Genomic DNA, 19030 nt, shown 5'->3' on the forward strand with positions numbered 1-19030 from the left:
CCTTGGGTGACGGTTCGAGATGCGGGTGCCCGGCAGTGCTGGTTCGCTGAATCCGCCTGCCCTACCCCAGACGCAAGGAGCGATCATGAGCGTTTCAGGCGAGTCCCGCGGCCGTTCCCAGCAGATGCGCACCAAGGCCAAGGAGCTGAACGAGGCCGCCGAGCGGTCCACCGATCCTGAGGAGCGCCGCCGGCTGAAGGAGAAGGCCCGCCGTCTGCAGGAGCAGAGCGAGCAGGAGAGCCGTATGGACGACCGGGGCATGGACCCGATGTAGCCTGCGCGCCCCTCCGTACGCACCGCGCCCCGGCCGGTGGCCGCCGCGACCCACCGTCGCCGCGGCCACCGGCCGCCGCGCGCCTGCCTCGCGCCTGCCTCGCGCGGCTACCGGTACCACTCGTCCCCACCGCCGGTCAGCGACCGCCCGAGGTAGTCCCGCAGGTCCCGGGCGACCCACCGTCGGCTGTCGTCCTCGTGCTCCCACACGAAGATGTCGTCCCGTTCGGGGGTGCGGACGAAGGCGAACCGGTCACCGCCGCCGTTGTCGGCGAAGAAGAGCAGGGCGTCGAACGGCATGTAGAGCCGGGCGAAGCCGGGGTCCGACCGGAAGTGGAGGTTCTCCTCGACGATCTGGTCCAGCGGCCAGACCGTGTCGGTCCCGTGGTGCCCGATGACTCCGTCGGTCTCCCCGAGCAGCCCCACCAGCGCGGCGGGCAGCGGCCCTCCGAGCCGCCGCTCCGCGCCGGCCACGGCGGCCGCCCCGGCGGGCTCTGCGAACCCGACATCTTCGTACGCCTCAACTGCGGCCTCTTTCCACATGCGTGCAGCCTAGAGCCGTACCTTCCACTCCACCGTGGAGCGGAGCGTGCGGGCGGTCTTCGGGTCGCGGACCGACGGCGTGCGGTCCTCGGCCGTCACCGACAGGCGGTGGGTCCGGAGGTCGAAGAGCCACAGCTCGGCCACGGACACCTCGGTGCGCCCCTCGAACCGCCTCAGTTCCCTGCCGTCCAGGTACCAGCGGACCACGAGCTGCCGGCCGTCCGCTCCGGCCAGCTTGGGGACGGCGACCTTCGCCGTGTGGCGCAGCCGCAGGGTCCGGTCCGTCGGGGTGAGCGCGGTGGCGACCTTCGCGTGCTGGTAGAACCCCGCGATCATCGACTCGACGCCGGGCAGGTTGAAGGGCTTGCCCAGGACCCGCATGAGCGAGTTGTCGGTGGGCCGGTACAGCCCCGTCACGTAGTAGTTGCCGCCCTCGTACGCCCCGACCGTGCCGCCGTCCGGCGACTCCTCGCCGAGCCAGCGGTACCACTTGGCCCGCTGTGCGGCCATCCGGTCGGCGGGCAGGCCGGAGCTGTTGGATTCGACGGGTTCGGGCCCGGTGTACTTCTCGTAGTCCGGCACGCCCGGGTAGAAGTACTCGTCGGCGAGCTTGCCCAGCGAGTGGCCGGTCTCGTGGATGGCGACCTGGCCGGACTTCGGGTGGCCGGCCGAGGCGGTCGATATGCCCTCGTAGCCGAGGGTGGCGCTGGGCTCGTTGTAGCCGGCGCCCCCGTACTTGGCGCTGTTGGCCAGGACGATGACCAGGTCGGCCGCCGGCGCCTTGGCCACGTACGCGTCGACCTTGGGCTGGTCGATGCAGAGCAGCCGCTCGATGTCGTCGCACCAGAAGTAGGAGCCGAGGGCGGTGTCGCGGACGGTCGCCGGGTCCGGATCGCCGGAGACGCCCGATTCGCGGGAGACCGCGTCGACCGTCCAGACGTTGAACAGGCCGCGGTAGGTGGTGTACGGCTCGACGGCCGCCACCTCGGCCCACTTCTGCTCGGCGTCCGCGTGGAACCGGGGCAGTTCGGCGGCGGTGTAGCCGTCGCCGATGACGACGACGTCGAGCCGGTCGGCGGTCGGGCCGTTGTCGATGATCTTGGTGACCTCGCCGTCGGCCGACCGCTCGGCCTCGGTGAGCCGGCCCGCGCTCTTCGCGGGGCCGCCCGCCGACGGCACAAGGGCGTGCCCGGATCCGGCGTCGCCGCCCTGTTCGGGCCCGGGGATCTCGACCTCCACCCGGGTCCCGGCCGGGCCGTCCGCCGCGTCCGCCGGGCCGGCGGCCACCAGCGCGGCGGTCGCGCAGACCATTGCGAGCGCCGCGCGCAGTGCCGGACGCCGCACCCGTCGTCCGGACGACGCACCTCTGACCGGATCCATGAAGTCTCCCCCCGAGAAAGGAAGTTAAGCCGATTGATAAGCGTATTGAATCGGCTGCTTAAACTAGGCGGCGCACGGGAGGTGCGCAATGGCGTTCTCCGGTTGAATACTGGGGAGTTCGAGCAACCAGGGGGGATTCCATGGACGAACCGGACCAGATCGGGCGCAGGGTCCAACGCATGCGGGTCGAACGCGGGCTGACCCAGAAGCAGTTGGCCCATCCCTCCTACACCTCGGCCTACATCTCCACCCTGGAGTCCGGCAAGGTGCGCCCCTCCGAGACCGCGCTGCGCTTCCTCGCCGCCCGCCTGGGCACCTCGTACGAGGAGCTGGCCACCGGCCGCCCCGCCCATCTGGCCACCGAGCTGCGGCTCGCCCTCACCGACGCGCAGCGCACCCTCGCCACCGGCGCGGCCGAGGAGGCCGCCGCGCGCTACCGCCGGCTGCTCACCGAGGCGGAGGAGCTCGGGCTCGTCCCCGAACAGGCGCAGGCCCGCCTCGGACTCGGTGAGTGCGCGCTCGAGTCCGGTGAACTCCCCGCCGCGATCGGCCACTTCGAGGAGGCCGAACGCCTCCTGGCCGACGAGCCGCTACCGCTCCGGGCCCGTCCCGTGCGCGGCCGGGCCGTGGCGCACCTGCTCGCCGGCGAGCTGCGCTACGCCTGCTATCTCTTGGAGTCCGCCATCGACGAGCTGGGCGCGAGCGGGCTGGCCGACCCCGACGCGCTGGTCCTTCTGCACGCGGCGGTCATCGGGCCGTACATGGACATGGGCGCCCACGCCCGCGCCGCCCACTCGGCGGAGCTCGCCCTCGCCCTGGCGCCGCGGGTCAGTGATCCGGCGCTGGTGGCGGGCATGCACCGGCAGGTGGCGCGGACCTTCCTCGCCGAGGGGCGGATGGCCGAGGCCGACGCCTCCCTGGCCAAGGCACAGGCGATCTACGGCCAGCTGCAGCTGAGCACCGATCTGGCGCACTGCCACTGGATGCGCGGCTACGTGCTGGCCCAGAACGGTGAACTGGGGCCGGCGGAAAGGGAGCTACGCACGGCCCGGGACATGCTGTCGGCCCGGCGGGCGGGCCTGTACACGGCTCAGGTGGAGGTGGAACTGGCGGACGTACTGCGTCGGCTGGGCCGGCAGGAGGAGGCCGCGGGGCTGCTCGCCGCGCTGCTGGACCTCGGCAACAGCCATGGCGCGGTGCACGCCGGCGGCGCGCACCGGCTCCTCGGCCTGATGGCCGAGGAGCGCGGCGAGTCGGAATCCGCCGAGGAGCACTACGTACAGGCGCTGGCCCTGTTGGAGCGCAGCGGGGCGACGGGCGATCTCGCCGATCTGTGCCGGCTGCTGGGCGACCTGTTGCGGCGTACGGGCCGGGTCGAGGCGGCGATGGACGCCTACCGCACGGGGCTGGGGCACCGGGCGGCGCCGGGCACCACCACCCTGGGGCCGGCGCCGGCCGCCGCCTTCCGGCCCGCCCGGATCAGTGGTTCTCGGTGGGCCGGAGATCGCGCGGAATGAGCGCCCAGCTCGTGGCCGCCGCGGCGACGGCGAGGCCGCCGGCCATGAGGAACGCCGGGGTGATGGCGAGGGTGTAGGCGTGCGAGGCGGTGTCGAGCAGGGCCCGGCCGACGGAGCCGCCCAGTCGTTCGGCGATGTGCGCGGCCTCTCCGACGGAGTCCCGTGCGGCGGCCGCGGTGGGGGCGTCCAGTTCGAGGTCGGGCAGGTTGCCCCGGTAGAGCGCTGCCGCGGTCGAGCCCAGGACGGCGACGCCCATGGCGGAGCCGAGTTCGTAGCAGGTCTCCTCGATGGCGGCGGCGCTGGAAACCTCGGCGGCGGGCGCGGCGGAGACCAGCGTCACCGAGGCGACGGTGGTCGCGGTGCCGGCGCCCAGGCCCATCACGGCGAGGGCGGCCGCGAAGGCCGGGTAGCCCACGCCGGTGAACTGCTGGAGGGTCCACGGCAGTGCCATGCCCGCTGCCAGGACGACGAGTCCGGCGCCCAGCACGTGGCGGATCGCGAAGCGCTGCATGAGCGAGGGGGCGACCATCGATGCGGCGATCAGGGCGAGCGGGGCCGGGAGCAGGCGCAGTCCGGCCTGCAGCGGGGTGTAGCCCTCTCCGTACTGGAACCACTGGGTGACCAGGAAGAGGATCGCACCCATGCCCACCATGGGAAGGAAGATCGCGGTGGCCGCGACGCTGAAGGCGGGCTCGGCGAACAGCCGTACCTGGAGCAGGGGGTTGTCCAGCCTCGTCTGGCGGCGGACGAAGACGGTCAGCGCGACGGCCGCGACGAGGAGCAGGGTCCAGGGCAGCGGGTCGGCGACACCGCTCTTGCCGAGCTGCTTGATGCCGCCCGCGAGGGCGAGCATGCCGACGACGGACTGTCCGACGCCCCACCAGTCCCACCGGCCGCTGCTGCGCGGGGAGCGTGATTCGGGCAGGTAGCGCAGGCCTGCCGCCACGATGACGGCGGCGACGGGCAGGTTGAGGAGGAAGGCGGAGTGCCAGCCGTGGTCCTGGACCAGGAGGCCGCCGACGACGGGCCCGAGGGCCATGCCGCCGCCGAAGACGGCCGCCCAGACGGCGAGCGCGAAGGCGCGCTCCTTGGCGTCGGTGAAGACGGTGCGCAGGATCGACACGGTGGCCGGCATGATGGCCGCGCCGCCGATGCCGAGCAGGGCGCGGGCGGCGATCAGGTGCCAGGCCTCGGTGGCGACCACGGCCATGAGCGAGGCCGCCGAGAAGATGCCGAAGCCCGCCATGAGCAGTCGCTTGCGGCCCCAGCGGTCACCGAGCGCGCCCGCGGTGACCAGCAGGCCGGACAGGGCCAGCGCGTAGACGTCGATGATCCACAGCTGCTGTACGGCGCCGGGCCGGAGGTCGCCGACGAGCGAGGGGAAGGCCACGTTGAGGATCGTGGTGTCCATGGAGATGAGCAGGAGGCTGCCGGAGAGGATCGCCAGGACGATCCACCTGCGAGGGTCCGGCGCGGGGGTGTGCATGGGGTTCCGTTCGGGGTGTGTGCGCGGTGTCGGGCGGATCAGGGTGCGGCCGCGGCTGGAGGCCGCGCGGGAGGTGGCGCGGAGGGCCGCGTCCCGCTGAGGAAGGAGGTCAGGACCAGGTGGCCGATCTGTCGGGGGGCGAGGTGCCCGTCCCGTACGCCTTCGGCGGCGGCGTCGAGGAGTCCCCAGAGGGAGTACCAGATCCAGTACGGCGGGAGGTCGGCGCGCAGCCGCCCCAGCCGCTGGCCGAGGGCGAGGAAGGCGAGGGCCCGCTGGTCCTGCCGGTCCACGCCGGCCCGGAACGCGGGGTCCGCGAGCACGGTGGCGTCCCGTGAGGTGAAGCCGTAGAGGTGGGCTGCGGGCAGCAGCGCGACGACCAGTTCCTCCAGGGCGGCGTCGAAGGCAGTGGCGTCGGCGTTCTGTGCCAGGTCGAGCGGGGCCAGGCAGCCGTCGACCACCTCGATCGCCCGCACCGCGACCGCTTTCAGCAGGGCCTCGCGGGTCGCGTAGCGACGGCTCAGCGTGGCGCGGCTCGTCCCGATTCCGGCGGCGATCTGCACCATCGAGGCGCTGTGGTCTCCGGCGAGGACGCGGGCGGCGCCGTCGAGCAATTCTTCTTCGTGCACCATGGTGAGCCTCCTTCGCCTCGAACGATACAAGATTGTCTCATTCGAGGCAAAGGAAGCCCACCCGCCGTCGCGCTGGCGGCCGATGGGTCCGGTGTCAGTGCTCGCCCTCGGTGCGGGCGCGGGCGCCCGATCGGGTGCGGGAGGCGGTCTGGGCCCGCTGCGGGTGGCGGCGCACGTACTCGTGCTCCAGCTCGTTCATCCGCTTCGTATGGGTGATCAGGGCATCGTCGGACCCGTGCAGCAGGGTCTCGTGGCGCGTGCGGTGGATGGCCTCCAGCTCCTTGAGCAGCCGGCCTTCCTCCAGGTCCTGCGCCGACGGACCGCCGTCGTGCTCCGTCATGGCACGTGCACCTCCTCGTCGGGCCCCCGCCCAGTCCATCATCCTCCGCACCGCGCCGCGCGGCCTCGCCAACCGCCCCACCGCCCCGCACGCAGCGAGTAGACACTGTCTACGCACACTGGTAGACAGAGGTCCATGGACCAGGAGAGACCCCTTCGGGAACGGCTGATCGATGTCGGCGCGGAACTCGTCATGAGCGAGGGCACCGGCGCCCTCGGACTACGGGAGATCGCCCGCCGTGCGGGCGTCTCGCACGGCGCGCCGCGCCGGTACTTCCCCACCCACCACTCCCTGCTGTCGGCGATCGCCCGGCGCGGCTTCGCCGATCTCGGCGAGCGGTTCGCGCAGGTGGCGGCCGGAGCGAGGAACTCCACCCCGCGGGATCGGGTCCGGGCGATCGGCTGCGCCTACGTCGGCTACGCGCTGGAGCACCCCGGTATGTTCGAGCTGATGTTCCGGCACGACCTGCTGGACAGCGCGGGACAAGACCCCTCGGAGGAACCGCGGCTGCGCGAGTCGACCCTCCCGCTGTTCGCCCTGCTCGTCGCGCTCGCCGGCCGGTGCGGGGCCGAAGAGCCCTCCGTCACCGCCGCCGCCCTGTGGGCCAACCTGCACGGCGTGGCACAGCTGTGGCTCTGGGGCAGCCTGCCGCTGGTCCTCGGCGAGAACCGGGCCGCGGGCGTCGAACGGCTGGTGGACGCCGCCGTCGCCGCGCACCTCGGGGTTGCCCCGGCGTGAGGCAGCGGATCTCACTGCTCGTCAGCGTGGCGGGTGCCATGCTGGTCGCCCTCGACGGCACCGTGCTGACGGTGGCGCAGCCGAGCCTGAGCCACGACCTGGGGGCGAGCGTCACACAGGTCCAGTGGACCAGTACCGCCTACATGCTGGCGGTGGCCGCGTTCCTGGTCGTCGCGGGACGGCTGGGCGACCGGTACGGGCACTCCCGGCTGCTGTTCGTCGGCGTGCTCGGCTTCGCCGCGGCCTCGGCGGGCATCGTGTTCGCGCCCGGCGTGGGCTGGGTGATCGCCCTGCGCGCCGTGCAGGGCGTGTTCGGCGCGCTGCTCCAGCCGGCGACGCTGGCGCTGCTGAGACTCGCGTACCCGCCCGACCGGCTGGCCACGCCGGTGGCGGTGCGGACCAGCGCGATCGGGGTGGCCGCGGCGGCCGGTCCGCTGCTGGGCGGTCTGCTGGTCGCGCAGTGGGACTGGCGGGCCGTGTTCGTGGTCAACGTGCCCGTCGCCGTGGTGATCGCCGCGCTGACGCTCGCGGTACGGGCGCCCGCGCCGCCGCGCGCCGGGGCGGGGCGGCTGGAGCTCGGCGGTGCGGCCCTGCTCGCGACGGCCGTCGCGGTGTTCGTGCACGCGCTGGTCGGCGTACCGCAGTACGGGTGGAGCGGGGCGGGGACGCTGCTCGGGTTCGCGGGCGCCGGCGCGCTCGCCGCCTGGTTCGTCCGGCGGGAACGGCGTTCCGCGCGGCCGCTCGTGCCGCCCGCCGTGGCCCGCGCCAGGGCGGTGACGGCCTCGATGGCCCTGCTGCTCGTGGTGTCCGCGGGCATGTTCGGGGCCCTGTTCACGGCGACGTTCCGGCTCCAGGACGTCCAGGGGCTGGACGCCCTCGACACGGGACTCCGGGTGCTGCCGCTGACGGCGGTGATGGTCGCGGGGGCTCCGGTGGCGGGGATGGCGCTGCGCCGGTTCGGGGCGCGCCGGACCGCGCTGACCGGTACGGCCCTGGTCGTGGCCGGGATCGCCGGGCTCGGCTCCGCGTCCGGGCCGGCCTTCGCGGTGCTCGGCGCCGGCTTCACGACCGTCATGGTCACCGCCACCGGGGCGGTGGTCGGCGAGGCCCCGGCCGGGTACGCCGGGGTGGTCGGCGGGCTCAAGCAGACGGCCATGAACGTCGGTCCGGCCCTGGGCATCGCGGTCGCCGCGAGCGCCGGGGTGCACGGCCCGTCGCTGGGGGCCCTGGCCGCGCTGGCCGCGGTCGGCCTGGCCGCGGCGTCACTGCTGCCCGGCCGCGCGCGCCCGGCAGCTGCGGGCGACCTCGTCGGCGAAGACGAGGGCCGGCGGGGTGAGGGCGGCCCAGCGGCGGACGGCCCAGCCGACGGCGAGCGGCGGCAGGGCGGGGATCGGCACGAGGCGCAGCGGCCCGTCGGATCCGGGGACCTGCCAGCCGGGCAGCGCCGGCACGACGGCGTGGCCCAGGCCTAGCTCGGCGAGCAGCAGGGCGGTGTCCCAGTCGGCGACGCTGGTGTCGGAGCGTACGTGGATGCCGGCCTCGGCGAGGGCGGCGTCGAGGTGGGAGCGGGAGGCGGAGTTCTCCGGGAGCCGGATGTGGCGGATGCCGGCGAGGTCGGCGGGGGTGAGGCAGGTCCGGCTGGCGAGCGGGTCGTCGGCGCCGACCGCGAGCACCCAGGGCAGGTCCATGACGGGGCGCTGCTCGATGCCGCGGACGGGGGCGCCGATGGTGATCCAGGCGAGGTCGAGGTCGCCGGCGGCGAGGGCGTCGAAGCAGCTGCGGCTGGAGTTCTCGGTCTGGAACTCCAGGCTCACCGCGGGGTGGTCGCGGCGGAAGGAGACGACGGCCTCGGACATGAAGTGCCGCACGGTCGTCGCCCCGGTGGTGACGCGCACGGTGCCGGCCCCGCCCCGTACGAGGTCGTCCACGCGGCGCAGCGCGCCGTCGAGGCCGGCGATGCCGTCGGCGGCGGCCGCCTGGACGATGCGGCCGGCCTCGGTGGGCACGACGCCGCGGGCGTGCCGCTCCAGGAGGCTGGTGCCGGTCTGCTTCTCCAGGCGGCGGACGTGCTGGCTGACGGCGGACTGGGTGCGGCCGAGGTCGCGTGCGACGGCGCTGAGGCTTCCGGCGCGGCAGACGGCCACGAACACGCGGAGGTCGTCGAGAGTCATGAGACCCAAGATATTCCTTGGGTGTGGGGAGCAAACCGGAGGATTGACTTGGGTATGGGGGTGGATCAAGATCGATGCAGGGCCCGGGCGGCAACCCGTCCCCGCCCTCGCCACGGGGTCCGGACCCCCGGCGAAGGGTGTGGACGGGTGCCGACCCACCACCACGATCCGCAGGAGGCTTCCGTGTCGGAACGTGCCGTCGCATGGCTGCGGGAACTCGGTGCGCAGGACGTCGCCCACCCGGGCGGGACCCTCCTGGCCCATCTGGAGCGCGTACGGGAGCTGCTCGCGTCCTGGGGCGCCCGGCCGGCCCTGCAACGGGCGGGCCTGTGCCACGCGTTCTACGGAACCGACGGGTTCCCCACGGCGCTGCTGCCGCTCGCCCGGCGGGCGGAGCTGGCCGAGGTGATCGGTGACGAGGCCGAGGAGATCGTGTACCTCTACGCCGCCTGCGACCGGGCGGCCTCGTATCCGACGCTCGACCGTCCGCAGGCGGCCTTCCGGGACCGGTTCACGGGCGGTGTCCACTCCCCCGCCGTGGAGGCGCGGCGGGACCTGGCCGAATTGTCGGCGGCGAACGAACTCGACCTGGCGCGGATCGACCCCGCCTTCCGGGAGGCGTGGGGCGGCGAACTCCGTCTACTGTTCGGTCGGTTGCGGGGGCTGCTGAGCGAGCCGGCCCGGCGGGAGTGCCGGGCCGTGCTCGCGGAGACGAGCTAGGCCGGGCGGCCGGTGAGGGTGATCTCGGCGGCGCTGGTCCAGGGGCCCCGGCCGCCGGCTTCGGTCAGGGCTCTCAGGCGGAGGTAGCGGCCGGTCTTCGGGGGCAGGGCGATGGTCTTGGCGGCGGCGGTGTCGGCGAAGGTGCCGCTCGCCGCCGGCGGACCCCAGTCAGCGGTGGTGTCGGAAACGTGGATCTCGTAGCCGCCGATCCTGCCGTTGACCCCGCCGTCCTGGCGGGGGAGGTAGCCGAGGCCGTCGACGGTATGGCGGGATCCGAGGTCGATCTGGATCTCGTGCGGGAGCGGGGCGGGCTCGGTGGAGGACCAGGAAGTGTGCCACATCGTGGCGGGGTTCCCGTCGAAGGCGCCCACGGCCGCGCCGTTCTCGGCGGCCGTCTCCTGGCTGTCGGCGCGGACCAGGGACCAGCCCGCCCGGTCGATCGGGGCGGAGGAGGGGGGCAGGGCCTCGGCGGCCGGGACGGCGGTGCCGGTGGCCTTGACGGTGAAGGCACCCGCCTTCGTACCGGTCTTGACCCAGAGGATCCCCGCGCGGTCCGCCGGGTCGAAGAACCAGCCGGACGCGGCGGAGTCGTAGGCGGCCTTGGAAGCCAGGCGCGGCACGGCGGCTGCGTCGACCGTGAGGGCGGTGGGCGCGGAGGCCACGTGGAGGGTGAACTCGTAGCCCCGGGAGCCCGGTTTGCCGGCGTAGCTGCCGGTGGGGGCGCCCACGGAGACGGTGACCGTGCCGGTGCCGGACGCCGGGGCGCTGACGTCGACCCGCTGGCGGGCGTAGGCGCCCGACTGGTGGGCGCGGGTGCGGCCGTCGTCCTCGTAGAGGCTGAAGGAGGAGGCGCCCCGCGGATGGATGTCGTAGGTGAGGGTGGAGACCGGCTTCTCCCCGGTGTGGTTCATCTGCGGCCACATCGGCACGATGCCGCCGCCCTTGACGAACAACGGGAGGGTGTCGAGGGGCGCCCGGTACCCGTCGAGTCGGCCGGGGCCCTGGTACGTCCGACCCGTCCAGTAGTCCGTCCAGGTGCCCGCGGGCAGGTGGATGCCGTCCCGGACCGTGGTGTCGGAGACGACGGGCGCGACGAGGAGGGAGTCGCCCGCCATGAACTGGCCGCTGGTGGCGTTGGAGCGCGCCACCGGGTCGTCGGGGTACTCCAGGACCATGGCGCGGGTGCTGGGGACGCCCGTCTCGTGGGCGACGCGGCTCATCGTGTACAGGTAGGGCATCAGCCGCATCTTCAGCTGGAGGTACTTGCGGTTGATCGACAGGTACGGTTCGGCGAACCGCCAGGGCTGCTTGTCGTGGTAGCCGGCGGCGGGGTTGGTGGCGCCCCACCCGGACATGGTCATGAAGGCGGGGGTGAACGCCTTCCACTGGAGGTCGCGGGTGTACGTCTGCGGGCTGCCGCCGAAGATCCCGTCGACGTCGCCGGCGGCGTAGTTGAGGCCGGAGAGGCCGGCGCCGGTGATGGCGGGGACGTGCCAGCGCATGTCGTCCCAGGTGCCGTGGGTGTCGCCCGTCCAGACGACGGCGTTGCGCTGGGTGCCCGCCCAGCCGTCGACGGTCCAGACGAAGCGGCGGGCGTCGGAGTTCTTCTCGATCCCGTCGACGGCCTGCTGCACGCCGTCGAAGGCGTACTTGTAGCCGCTGCCGATCCATGCCACGTCGGTCTTCACGCCACGGCTGCCGGCGGTGCCCACCTCGTCGGCGATGGAGCCGAGGCCGGTCGATGTCCACAGGCCGGTCTGAAAGCCCTTGGCCCGGAGGGCGTCGACGGTCGATTTAAGGGGCGCGGTGTAGCCGCAGCCGTAGCCGTCGTTGGGGAGGAACCAGCCCGAGGGCATGTCGGCGGCGCGGGCGTCGGCCGCGTAGCCGACGACGTCGGGCGTGGTCTGGTGGCGGGGACGGGCGTGGTCGCCCTGGTATTCGGGATTGGAGGCGTTGAAACAGTCGGCGTTGCCCAGCTCGAAGCCCCACATCGGTGCCAGGAACGGCTTTCCGCTGACGTCGGTGTAGGCGTCGAGCACGGACTTGGGCGAATCACCGGTGAAGTACCAGGCGTCGAAGCGCTTCTCGTCGTGGGTGAGGGTGGTGGGGGCGTTGAAACCGTAGGAGCCCGGCGCCCAGGTGTTGCGCATCACGCCGTAGCCGTTGGTGGACATGTAGAAGGGGGCGGGGCTGGCGTTGTCGTTCTCTCGCCACTTGTTGTCGACGGCGATGGGAACGGTCTTGTCGCGCAGCGCCCATTCGCCCAGACGCAGGCCGGTGCCGTAGAACTGCTCGTCCGCGCCGCGGGCGAGGTACTGCGTGGTGCGGCCGCCGGTCCAGCTGGTGGGCCGGGTCTCCTGCCAGACGGGGGTGGTGTTGTCGGCGCGGTAGACGGCGAACCGCAGCGGCGACTTGTAGACCCTGATGGAGAGGGAGCCCGTGCTGATCCGGTGGTACGCGCCGGCGTCGGTGTGGTCCACGGGCACGGAGCCGAAGTCGGTGGTCTCGGCGAGGTCGGAGCCGGCCGGGTCGTCGGTGAAGGTACCGCCGGGTGAGAGCCAGAGGCGGAAGATGTCGGCGCGGGCGACGACCACCCGGGCTTTGGCGCCCTTGGAGGCCGTGACGGTGAAGGTGTTCCCGGACCGGCTGAATCCGGTGACGTCGCCCGCCGTGGCCGTGGTCCCGGAGGGAGCCGCGGTGGCGGGTGCGACGAGCGGTCCGGCCGCGGCCAGGCCCGCGACGGTGAGGGCGGCGGCGAGCAGGGCGGCGCCCGGGGCTCGCAGGCGCCGCCCTGCTCGCCGGCGTGGTGAGCGCGGCCGGCCGGATAAGGGGACCCGTCGGCTCCTGCGGATGCTCGGCAGTCTCATGGGGCAGCTCCTCGTGCGGTCCGGAAAACGGACACAGCTCTTTGGCATGCTCCCGGCAAGATAGCGCTCTGGCGGGCTTCTTTGAAGGATGCTGCTCGAAGTCGCCCCCGACCACGCATCTTTGAACATCCCACAGCCTCCGGTGGGCGCGCGGAAGCCACGGTCGGCCACGGTGCGCGCGGGTGGGCGAGGGCCTGGCCGGGGAGGTGACGGTCCGGGGGGTGACGGTCCGGGGGGGTGACGAGGGGGGCCGTCCAGAGCGGACGAGAAAGGCAAGGAGGTGAACCCACTCCTTGCCACTCTCAACTTATAGCGCACCGGGGGGCTTGCGGCAAGACCCTGGTGCTGGGGCAAAATCGCGGACCGAAGCCAGAAGCTGCAGAAATGGGAGATTCACGAAGTGCATGCGTTTTTGCCGGTTCACGAATCGCGCGGTGACATCGAGCCGGTCTCGGACACTCCGCGGGCCAGCAGCGCGTTCGACCTTCCCGACCACCTCTCCCCCAAGGCCGATGCGGCCCTGATCGACGGCGACGAGCGGCACTTCGCGGCCATCTCGGAGAGCCTCGCGCAGTCGATCGCCGAACTCTCCGACCGTCTGGAGGCGGAGCGCAGGGCGCCCGGCGGCATCGGCCGCGAGGCCATGGACCGGGACGCCGAGATCCACCGCCTGACCGCCCGCCTGCGCACCCTGCGCCGCTTCGGCCTGGACCTGTGCCTGGGGCGCATCGTCCCCGCCGACGGCGGCGAGCCCGTGTACGTGGGACGTCTCGGCCTCACCGACAGCACGGGGCGCAGGCTGCTGCTCGACTGGCGCTCCCCCGCCGCCGAGCCGTTCTTCGCGGCGACCCACGCCAACCCGCTGGGGCTGGCGAGCCGGCGCCGGTACCGATGGACCCGTGGCCGGATCAGCGACTACTGGGACGAGGTGTTCAGCACCGACGCGCTCGAAGGGCACGCGGCGCTCGACGACCAGTCCGCGTTCATCGCCAGCCTGGGCGGCAACCGGTCGGCCCGGATGCGCGACGTGCTCTCCACCATCCAGGCCGACCAGGACGCCGTCATCCGCGCGGGGTCCCGCGGCGCCCTCGTCGTCGACGGCGGCCCCGGCACGGGCAAGACCGTGGTCGCGCTGCACCGCGCGGCCCACCTCCTCTACTCCGACCCCCGTCTCGGCCACCGTCGGGGCGGTGTCCTGTTCGTCGGCCCGCACCAGCCCTATCTGGCCTACGTCGCCGACGTCCTGCCCAGCCTCGGTGAGGAGGGCGTGCAGACCTGTACGCTGCGCGACCTCGTGGCCGAGGGCGCCGCAGCGGGGGAGGAACGCGACCCGGACGTGGCCCTGCTCAAGTCCTCCGCGGACCTGGTGAAGGCGGTCGACGCGGCCGTCCGCATCTACGAGGAGCCGCCCACCCGGGGGATGACCGTCTCCAGCCACTGGTCCGACGTCTGGCTGAGCGCCGACGACTGGGCCGCGGCGTTCGACGCGGTGGAACCGGGTACCCCGCACAACGAAGCCCGCGAGCAGATAAAGGAGGAGCTGCTCACCATCCTCATCGACAAGCACGAGGACGGCGGCGAAGGGCACGACGTTCCGCCGGAGCTGCTGCGGCGGTCCCTGCTGCAGGACCGGGAACTGGTCCGGACCCTCAACCGGGCGTGGCCGATGCTGGATGCGGCCGACCTCGTCTCGGACCTGTGGTCGGTGCCCGCCTACCTGCGCAAGTGCGCGCCCTGGCTGGGCCCCGACGACGTACGCAGGCTGCAGCGGGCGGACGCCCACGCCTGGACGGTGTCCGACCTGCCGCTCCTGGACGCGGCCCGGCAGCGGCTCGGCGACGCGGAGGCCGCGGTCCGCAAGCGCCGCAACGAGGCCGCCGTCGCCGCGGAACGCGCCCGCCGGGCGGACGCCATCGACAGTCTGCTGCAGAACGTCGTGATCGACGAGAGCGAAGGCGCGGTGGGGATGCTGCACGGCCGGGACCTCCAGGACACCCTGATCGACGAGGGCGCGCTGTCCAGCGCCGAACCGGACCTCCTGGCCGGCCCGTTCGCCCACGTCATCGTGGACGAGGCCCAAGAACTGACCGACGCCGAATGGCAGATGCTGCTGGCCCGCTGCCCGTCGCGGAGCTTCACGATCGTCGGCGACCGGGCCCAGGCCCGGCACGGCTTCACGGAGTCCTGGCGGGAACGGCTCGAACGGGTCGGGCTCGACCGGATAACGGTGGCTTCCCTGAGCATCAACTACCGCACCCCGGAGGAGGTCATGGCGGCCGCCGAGCCGGCCATCCGCGCCGCGCTCCCCGACGCCAACGTGCCGACGTCCATCCGCAGCAGCGGCATCCCCGTCGTCCACGGATCCGTCACCGACCTGCGGACGGTCCTCGATGACTGGCTGGCCGAACACCCCGAAGGCATCGCCTGCGTCATCGGCGACCCCACCTTCCGGCCGACGTCCCGTGTCCGGTCGCTGACGCCGGCGCTGTCGAAGGGGCTGGAGTTCGACCTGGTCGTCCTCGTCGACCCCGACCGGTTCGGCGAGGGCGTCGAGGGGGCGGTCGACCGCTACGTCGCGATGACCCGCGCGACCCGGCAGCTCGCAGTCCTCACCCCCTGACCGCCGTCACCGCCGGACACCCCCTGAAGCGTGTGTCTTTGACGGGTTGATCCGATGTGTCTGTCCGACGAGTGATCACTGATGCGCTGTGGGACCGGATCGAGCCGCTGATGCCGGCCGATCCGGTCCGTGGACGACGGTGGGCCGGCCACCCCGACCGGCTGGTCAGACGGACTGTCGACCGCACCGGGGGACGGAGCCTGGCCGCGGTCCTGGCCGCGGTCCTGGCTGCGGTCCTGGCCGCGGTCCTGGCCGCGGCGGACGCCGCCGACGACATCGACTGGACCGTCTCCGTCGACTCCACCGTCGTCCGGGCGCACCAGCACGCCGCCGGAGCACTCAAAAGGGGGCGGCAGGACGCCGGGAGCCGGTCGATCACGCACTCAAACGCTCCCGCGGCGGCCTACTCCTTTTGAAGGAGGGTCTCGGCGGTGGTGGTGCGGGCGTAGAGGACGGAGCGGCCCGCGCGGTGGGCGCTGACCAGGCCCGCGTTGCGGAGCGCGGTGAGATATTGGGATACCCCGGCTGGGGAGAGCCCGGTGCGGTGGGCCAACTGTGTGGTGGAGGCCGGGGTCTCCAGTTCGATCAGCAACAGGGTCCGCGAGCGGCCCAGTACGGCGGCGAGGGCGTCGGCCCGGGGCGCGGGCCGCGTCTTCCATAGTGAGCCGACACCGCGCGCGGGATAGGCGAGCTGAGGCGGGTCCGGAGGCGCCGTCCGGGTGCGCAGTCCTGGACCAGCGAAGGCCGAGGGGATCAACAGCAGTCCGGCACCTGCCGTGTTACGGGTCAGCGGCTGCTTTCGGCCGGCCAGCTGTAGCCCGTTGTCGTCCCAGCTCACGGAGGTGTGCAGGTCGTTGAAGAGACGGCCCGCGCCGTGCTCGGCGATCATGCGGGCCCGGTGGAGGATGTCTGTGTCCAACACCGCCTGGATTCGCGCCCAGTAGGGGGCGAGTGCCAGTCCCCAGTACGTTTCGATCTCTTCTGTGACCTTGGCCAGGCGGTTCTGCGGGTCTGCGCGCAGGGTCCGTAGCCGGGGGCCGAGATGCCCCTGGTGGCGGGCCAGGTGGTCGAGGTCCTGGCGTACCCGGTCGGCGGATGAAGCGAGGATCGCATCCCACTCTGCCGTCGGCGTGGGGGCCGGTCCGGCGGGGGCCGGGTTGAGGAAGTCGGGGACGTAGCCGCCGGTGGGCGGGATCAATTCGGCCAGCCAGCCCCGGTCCAGCCCGGCGGCCACCAGACGCGGGCGCACTTGGTCGGCCCAGGCCCGGTGGATCGGATGTGCGGCGGCGGACGTCAGCAGCCGGAAGCTGGGCGCGATCTCCCACATCGGCGAGACGGCGAACCGCACCTGCGCCAGATCGCTCGCCGAGAACGCCAACTCTGCCAGGATGACCACTCCTCAATGGATTCAGGTATGTGTGAATGAATAGCGGGCCAGCCTACCGCGCGGAGATCATCCCGCCATGACCTCACAGACGATCACCGCAGCGGCATCGGGCACCTGGAAACTCGGCGACCTGACGGTCAACCGAATCGGCTTCGGCACGATGCGCCTGCCCCAACACGGCGAGGCGTTCGCGGTCGACGCCGTCCCACGCGACCGTGACCAGGCGATCCGTGTGCTGCGCCGCGCGGTCGAGCTCGGCGTGAACCACATCGACACCGCCGCGTTCTACTTCTCGCCGCTGCGCTCCGCCAACGAACTGATCAACCGTGCCCTGGCCCCCTACGGAGACGACCTCGTCATCACCACCAAGGTCGGACCGGGCCGTGATCCCTCGGGCCAGTGGCTGCCGCATGCCACCCCCGAGCAGCTGCGCGGCCAGGTCGAGGAGAACCTGCGCCAGCTCGGCCGCGACCACCTCGACGTGGTGAACCTGCGCATCGTCGGCACCGACTCGATCGCCGAACGCTTCGGCACACTCGCCGAACTGCGCGAGGCCGGACTCATCCGTCACCTGGGCCTGTCCAACATCCGCCCCCACCACCTCGCCGAGGCCCAGGCCATCGCGCCCGTGGTCTGCGTCCAGAACATGTACGGCATCGGCGCATCACCCGAGCAGAAGGAATTCCTGAACCTCTGCGGCGAACAACGCATCGCGTTCGTGCCGTTCTACTCGATCGCCGGCACCGGACGCGAAGGCGGCGCGACCACCGACAACAGCCCGCAGGTGGTCGCCATCGCCCGCGCCCACGGCGTGAGCACGGCCCAGATCCGGCTGGCGTGGACCCTGCACCAGGGCTCCCACGTCCTGGCCATCCCCGGCACCGGCGACCTCGACCACCTCGCCCAGAACGTGGCCGTCGGCTCCCTGGGCCTGTCCGAGGACGAACTCACCGCCCTGGACGCACTCCGCCACTAAGCCGCATGAGCAAGATCCCCGTGGCGCTGTGATCCACTTCTGCTGATCGGCCTGTCTGCTTTGCCAGTTCCTGCCGCCCGCCGCATAACCCTGACTGCCGCCGAGCGGCACCGTTGAAGAAGGCGGCCTACGGTCACAAGACTCCGCACCAGAGCAGGGTCCGGTCGCAGATCGTGCTCCTGGCGGCCCGGGGCAGGTCCAACGCGCGGATTGCACGCCAGACGGGCGTGCGCGTACACCGTTCGATGTCGTGATCGGGGACGCCGCCCCCTTTGTGCAGCCCGCTCGGCGGGCAGGGCCTCAACTCGGTCTCCGACGCCCTGTCCCTGGGTCGCGCACGCCTGGCCCCTGCGTGCGGTGCCCGCCCGAACGGGCCGGGACACCGTCCTGCGCGGTGCGCTCACCGCCCCGGCGGGCCTCCGCCTCCCCGCCGAGGCGGTCGCCGTCCCCCGCCCCGCCGCCCGACCCGTCCGACCTGGTGCTTTCCGGCCGGGAGATGCGGGCGGGTGGGGTGCGGCGGACAATCGGCAGGGATGGGGGTGACCGGCGGCGGCGTTCGCCGCGTCTGCCGCTTCTCGTCGAGAAGGAAGGTAATCCCATGGCTTTCGGATCCGGCCGGGTACGGCGCGGGTGCACCGCGGTGTGTGCGTCCTCGCTGCTGGTGCTCGGGGGCGCCATCGGCGCCGGAGCGGCTGCCGCCGCGGAGCCCGCGACTGTGGGCACGCGCGCCGCCGTTCCGCTCCAGGCCGACCCCAACAAGGTCCTCGAACTCGTCAACCAGGCCCGCAAGGACGCGGGTTGCGCGCCGCTGACGAGCGACCCCAAGGTTCAGGCCGCGGCCCAGGAATACGCCAACGACACGACCACCTCCCACACGGGCTCGGACGGCTCCACCATCCCGGACCGGCTGAAGAAGGCCGGGGCGACGTTCAACGCGTACGCCGAGAACATCGCCTGGGGTTCGGGCGACGAGAAGGCCCACGTCGACGGCTGGCTGAAGAGTTCGTGGCACGCCCCCAACATCAAGAACTGCAGCTTCGCCAAGACGGGCGTCGCGGTTTCGGGCGACCGGATCGTGCAGGTGTTCACCGACTGACCACCTCACCTGCCTGACCACAGGTCACGCCGGCGTCGGCTCAGCCCGCGTCGGCGTGACCGTGTGTCCGCGGCGGGGTGACGGCGAGGACCGGCGGGGCGGGGGTGCTCCAGCGGTGGCCGCAGGGGTCGAAGACCAGCAGCACCGGCTCTCCCGGGCGCTGGCGCCAGGAGATGCGTTCCGGCACGCCGCCGCACACCGGACAGCCGGGCAAGGGGCCCGGCCCCGGCGGACGCACGGGGGCGGCCACGAGCGGCGTGACGTGCGGATCGCGCATGGAGGCTCCC

Annotated in this window: 16 protein-coding genes and 2 pseudogenes; 9 read left to right on the top strand and 9 right to left on the bottom strand. The window is 72.8% G+C overall.

Annotated elements, in window-relative coordinates:
* Positions 1-85 precede the first annotated feature (85 nt).
* On the top strand, positions 86-274 hold the full coding sequence (locus ACZ3X1_RS01485) for a DUF6381 family protein (protein ID WP_030657858.1): 189 nt from the start codon (positions 86-88) through the stop codon (positions 272-274).
* A gap of 107 nt (positions 275-381) precedes the next feature.
* Here the strand turns inward: ACZ3X1_RS01485 and ACZ3X1_RS01490 are convergent, their stop codons facing one another.
* Positions 382-816 carry an SMI1/KNR4 family protein gene (locus tag ACZ3X1_RS01490; protein ID WP_467275527.1) on the bottom strand — a complete coding sequence of 145 codons (435 nt, stop codon included), beginning with the start codon at positions 814-816 and terminating at the stop codon, positions 382-384.
* Between the two features lie 9 nt (positions 817-825).
* The gene (locus ACZ3X1_RS01495; RefSeq protein WP_467275528.1) at positions 826-2196 is read right to left on the bottom strand and encodes a M64 family metallopeptidase; all 1371 of its coding nucleotides are present in this window, start codon (positions 2194-2196) and stop codon (positions 826-828) included.
* Positions 2197-2336: 140 nt separating this feature from the next.
* Here ACZ3X1_RS01495 and ACZ3X1_RS01500 point away from each other — a divergent pair, with 140 nt between their 5' ends.
* Positions 2337-3713: a tetratricopeptide repeat protein gene (locus tag ACZ3X1_RS01500; protein WP_390074325.1), complete on the top strand. Its 1377-nt coding sequence runs from the start codon at positions 2337-2339 to the stop codon at positions 3711-3713.
* Here ACZ3X1_RS01500 and ACZ3X1_RS01505 read toward each other — a convergent pair.
* The 3 genes from ACZ3X1_RS01505 to ACZ3X1_RS01515 form a co-directional block, all read right to left on the bottom strand.
* Positions 3676-5199 (bottom strand): MFS transporter, encoded by a 1524-nt coding sequence (locus tag ACZ3X1_RS01505; protein ID WP_467275531.1) that lies wholly within the window; start codon positions 5197-5199, stop codon positions 3676-3678. The genes ACZ3X1_RS01500 and ACZ3X1_RS01505 overlap by 38 nt on opposite strands.
* Positions 5200-5237: 38 nt before the next feature.
* Positions 5238-5828, bottom strand: a complete 591-nt coding sequence (locus tag ACZ3X1_RS01510; RefSeq protein WP_467275532.1) for a TetR/AcrR family transcriptional regulator — start codon at positions 5826-5828, stop codon at positions 5238-5240.
* A gap of 94 nt (positions 5829-5922) precedes the next feature.
* A complete protein-coding gene (locus ACZ3X1_RS01515; protein WP_356814294.1) occupies positions 5923-6168 on the bottom strand; it encodes a DUF6158 family protein in 246 nt (81 codons plus the stop codon).
* A 135-nt stretch (positions 6169-6303) separates the two neighbouring features.
* On the opposite strand from ACZ3X1_RS01515, the gene ACZ3X1_RS01520 reads away from it, so the two are divergent.
* Together ACZ3X1_RS01520 and ACZ3X1_RS01525 are read left to right on the top strand one after the other, a co-directional pair.
* Entirely contained in the window at positions 6304-6906 is a 603-nt protein-coding gene (locus ACZ3X1_RS01520; RefSeq protein ID WP_467275534.1) for a TetR/AcrR family transcriptional regulator, read from the top strand.
* Between the two features lie 38 nt (positions 6907-6944).
* Positions 6945-8234: pseudogene (locus tag ACZ3X1_RS01525) on the top strand (MFS transporter); the annotation flags it as partial.
* Here ACZ3X1_RS01525 and ACZ3X1_RS01530 read toward each other — a convergent pair.
* Complete coding sequence (locus tag ACZ3X1_RS01530; RefSeq protein WP_467275536.1) at positions 8169-9077, bottom strand: LysR family transcriptional regulator; 909 nt, start codon at positions 9075-9077, stop codon at positions 8169-8171. The pseudogene ACZ3X1_RS01525 and the gene ACZ3X1_RS01530 overlap by 66 nt on opposite strands.
* Before the next feature lie 183 nt (positions 9078-9260).
* Between ACZ3X1_RS01530 and ACZ3X1_RS01535 the strand changes: the two genes are divergently transcribed.
* Positions 9261-9797: a DUF6817 domain-containing protein gene (locus ACZ3X1_RS01535; RefSeq protein WP_467275538.1), complete on the top strand. Its 537-nt coding sequence runs from the start codon at positions 9261-9263 to the stop codon at positions 9795-9797.
* Here ACZ3X1_RS01535 and ACZ3X1_RS01540 read toward each other — a convergent pair.
* Positions 9794-12664 (bottom strand): TIM-barrel domain-containing protein, encoded by a 2871-nt coding sequence (locus ACZ3X1_RS01540; RefSeq protein WP_467275539.1) that lies wholly within the window; start codon positions 12662-12664, stop codon positions 9794-9796. The genes ACZ3X1_RS01535 and ACZ3X1_RS01540 overlap by 4 nt on opposite strands.
* 412 nt (positions 12665-13076) lie before the next feature.
* On the opposite strand from ACZ3X1_RS01540, the gene helR reads away from it, so the two are divergent.
* Positions 13077-15284 carry an RNA polymerase recycling motor ATPase HelR gene (gene helR, locus ACZ3X1_RS01545; RefSeq protein WP_467275541.1) on the top strand — a complete coding sequence of 736 codons (2208 nt, stop codon included), beginning with the start codon at positions 13077-13079 and terminating at the stop codon, positions 15282-15284.
* 233 nt (positions 15285-15517) lie between these two features.
* Positions 15518-15690, top strand: a pseudogene (locus ACZ3X1_RS01550) (IS5/IS1182 family transposase); the annotation flags it as partial.
* Here ACZ3X1_RS01550 and ACZ3X1_RS01555 read toward each other — a convergent pair.
* Positions 15688-16674, bottom strand: coding sequence for an ArsR/SmtB family transcription factor (locus tag ACZ3X1_RS01555; RefSeq protein WP_467276281.1), 987 nt, complete (start codon positions 16672-16674; stop codon positions 15688-15690). The pseudogene ACZ3X1_RS01550 and the gene ACZ3X1_RS01555 sit on opposite strands and share 3 nt — an antisense overlap.
* Positions 16675-16747: 73 nt before the next feature.
* Between ACZ3X1_RS01555 and ACZ3X1_RS01560 the strand changes: the two genes are divergently transcribed.
* Together ACZ3X1_RS01560 and ACZ3X1_RS01565 are read left to right on the top strand one after the other, a co-directional pair.
* A complete protein-coding gene (locus ACZ3X1_RS01560; protein ID WP_467275543.1) occupies positions 16748-17647 on the top strand; it encodes an aldo/keto reductase in 900 nt (299 codons plus the stop codon).
* A gap of 598 nt (positions 17648-18245) precedes the next feature.
* Entirely contained in the window at positions 18246-18743 is a 498-nt protein-coding gene (locus ACZ3X1_RS01565) for a CAP domain-containing protein (RefSeq protein ID WP_356814284.1), read from the top strand.
* Between the two features lie 40 nt (positions 18744-18783).
* Here ACZ3X1_RS01565 and ACZ3X1_RS01570 read toward each other — a convergent pair whose 3' ends face one another.
* A complete protein-coding gene (locus ACZ3X1_RS01570) occupies positions 18784-19020 on the bottom strand; it encodes a hypothetical protein (protein ID WP_356814283.1) in 237 nt (78 codons plus the stop codon).
* Between the last annotated feature and the right edge of the window lie 10 nt (positions 19021-19030).

The sequence above is a fragment of the Streptomyces sp. NPDC023541 genome, assembly GCF_055559995.1.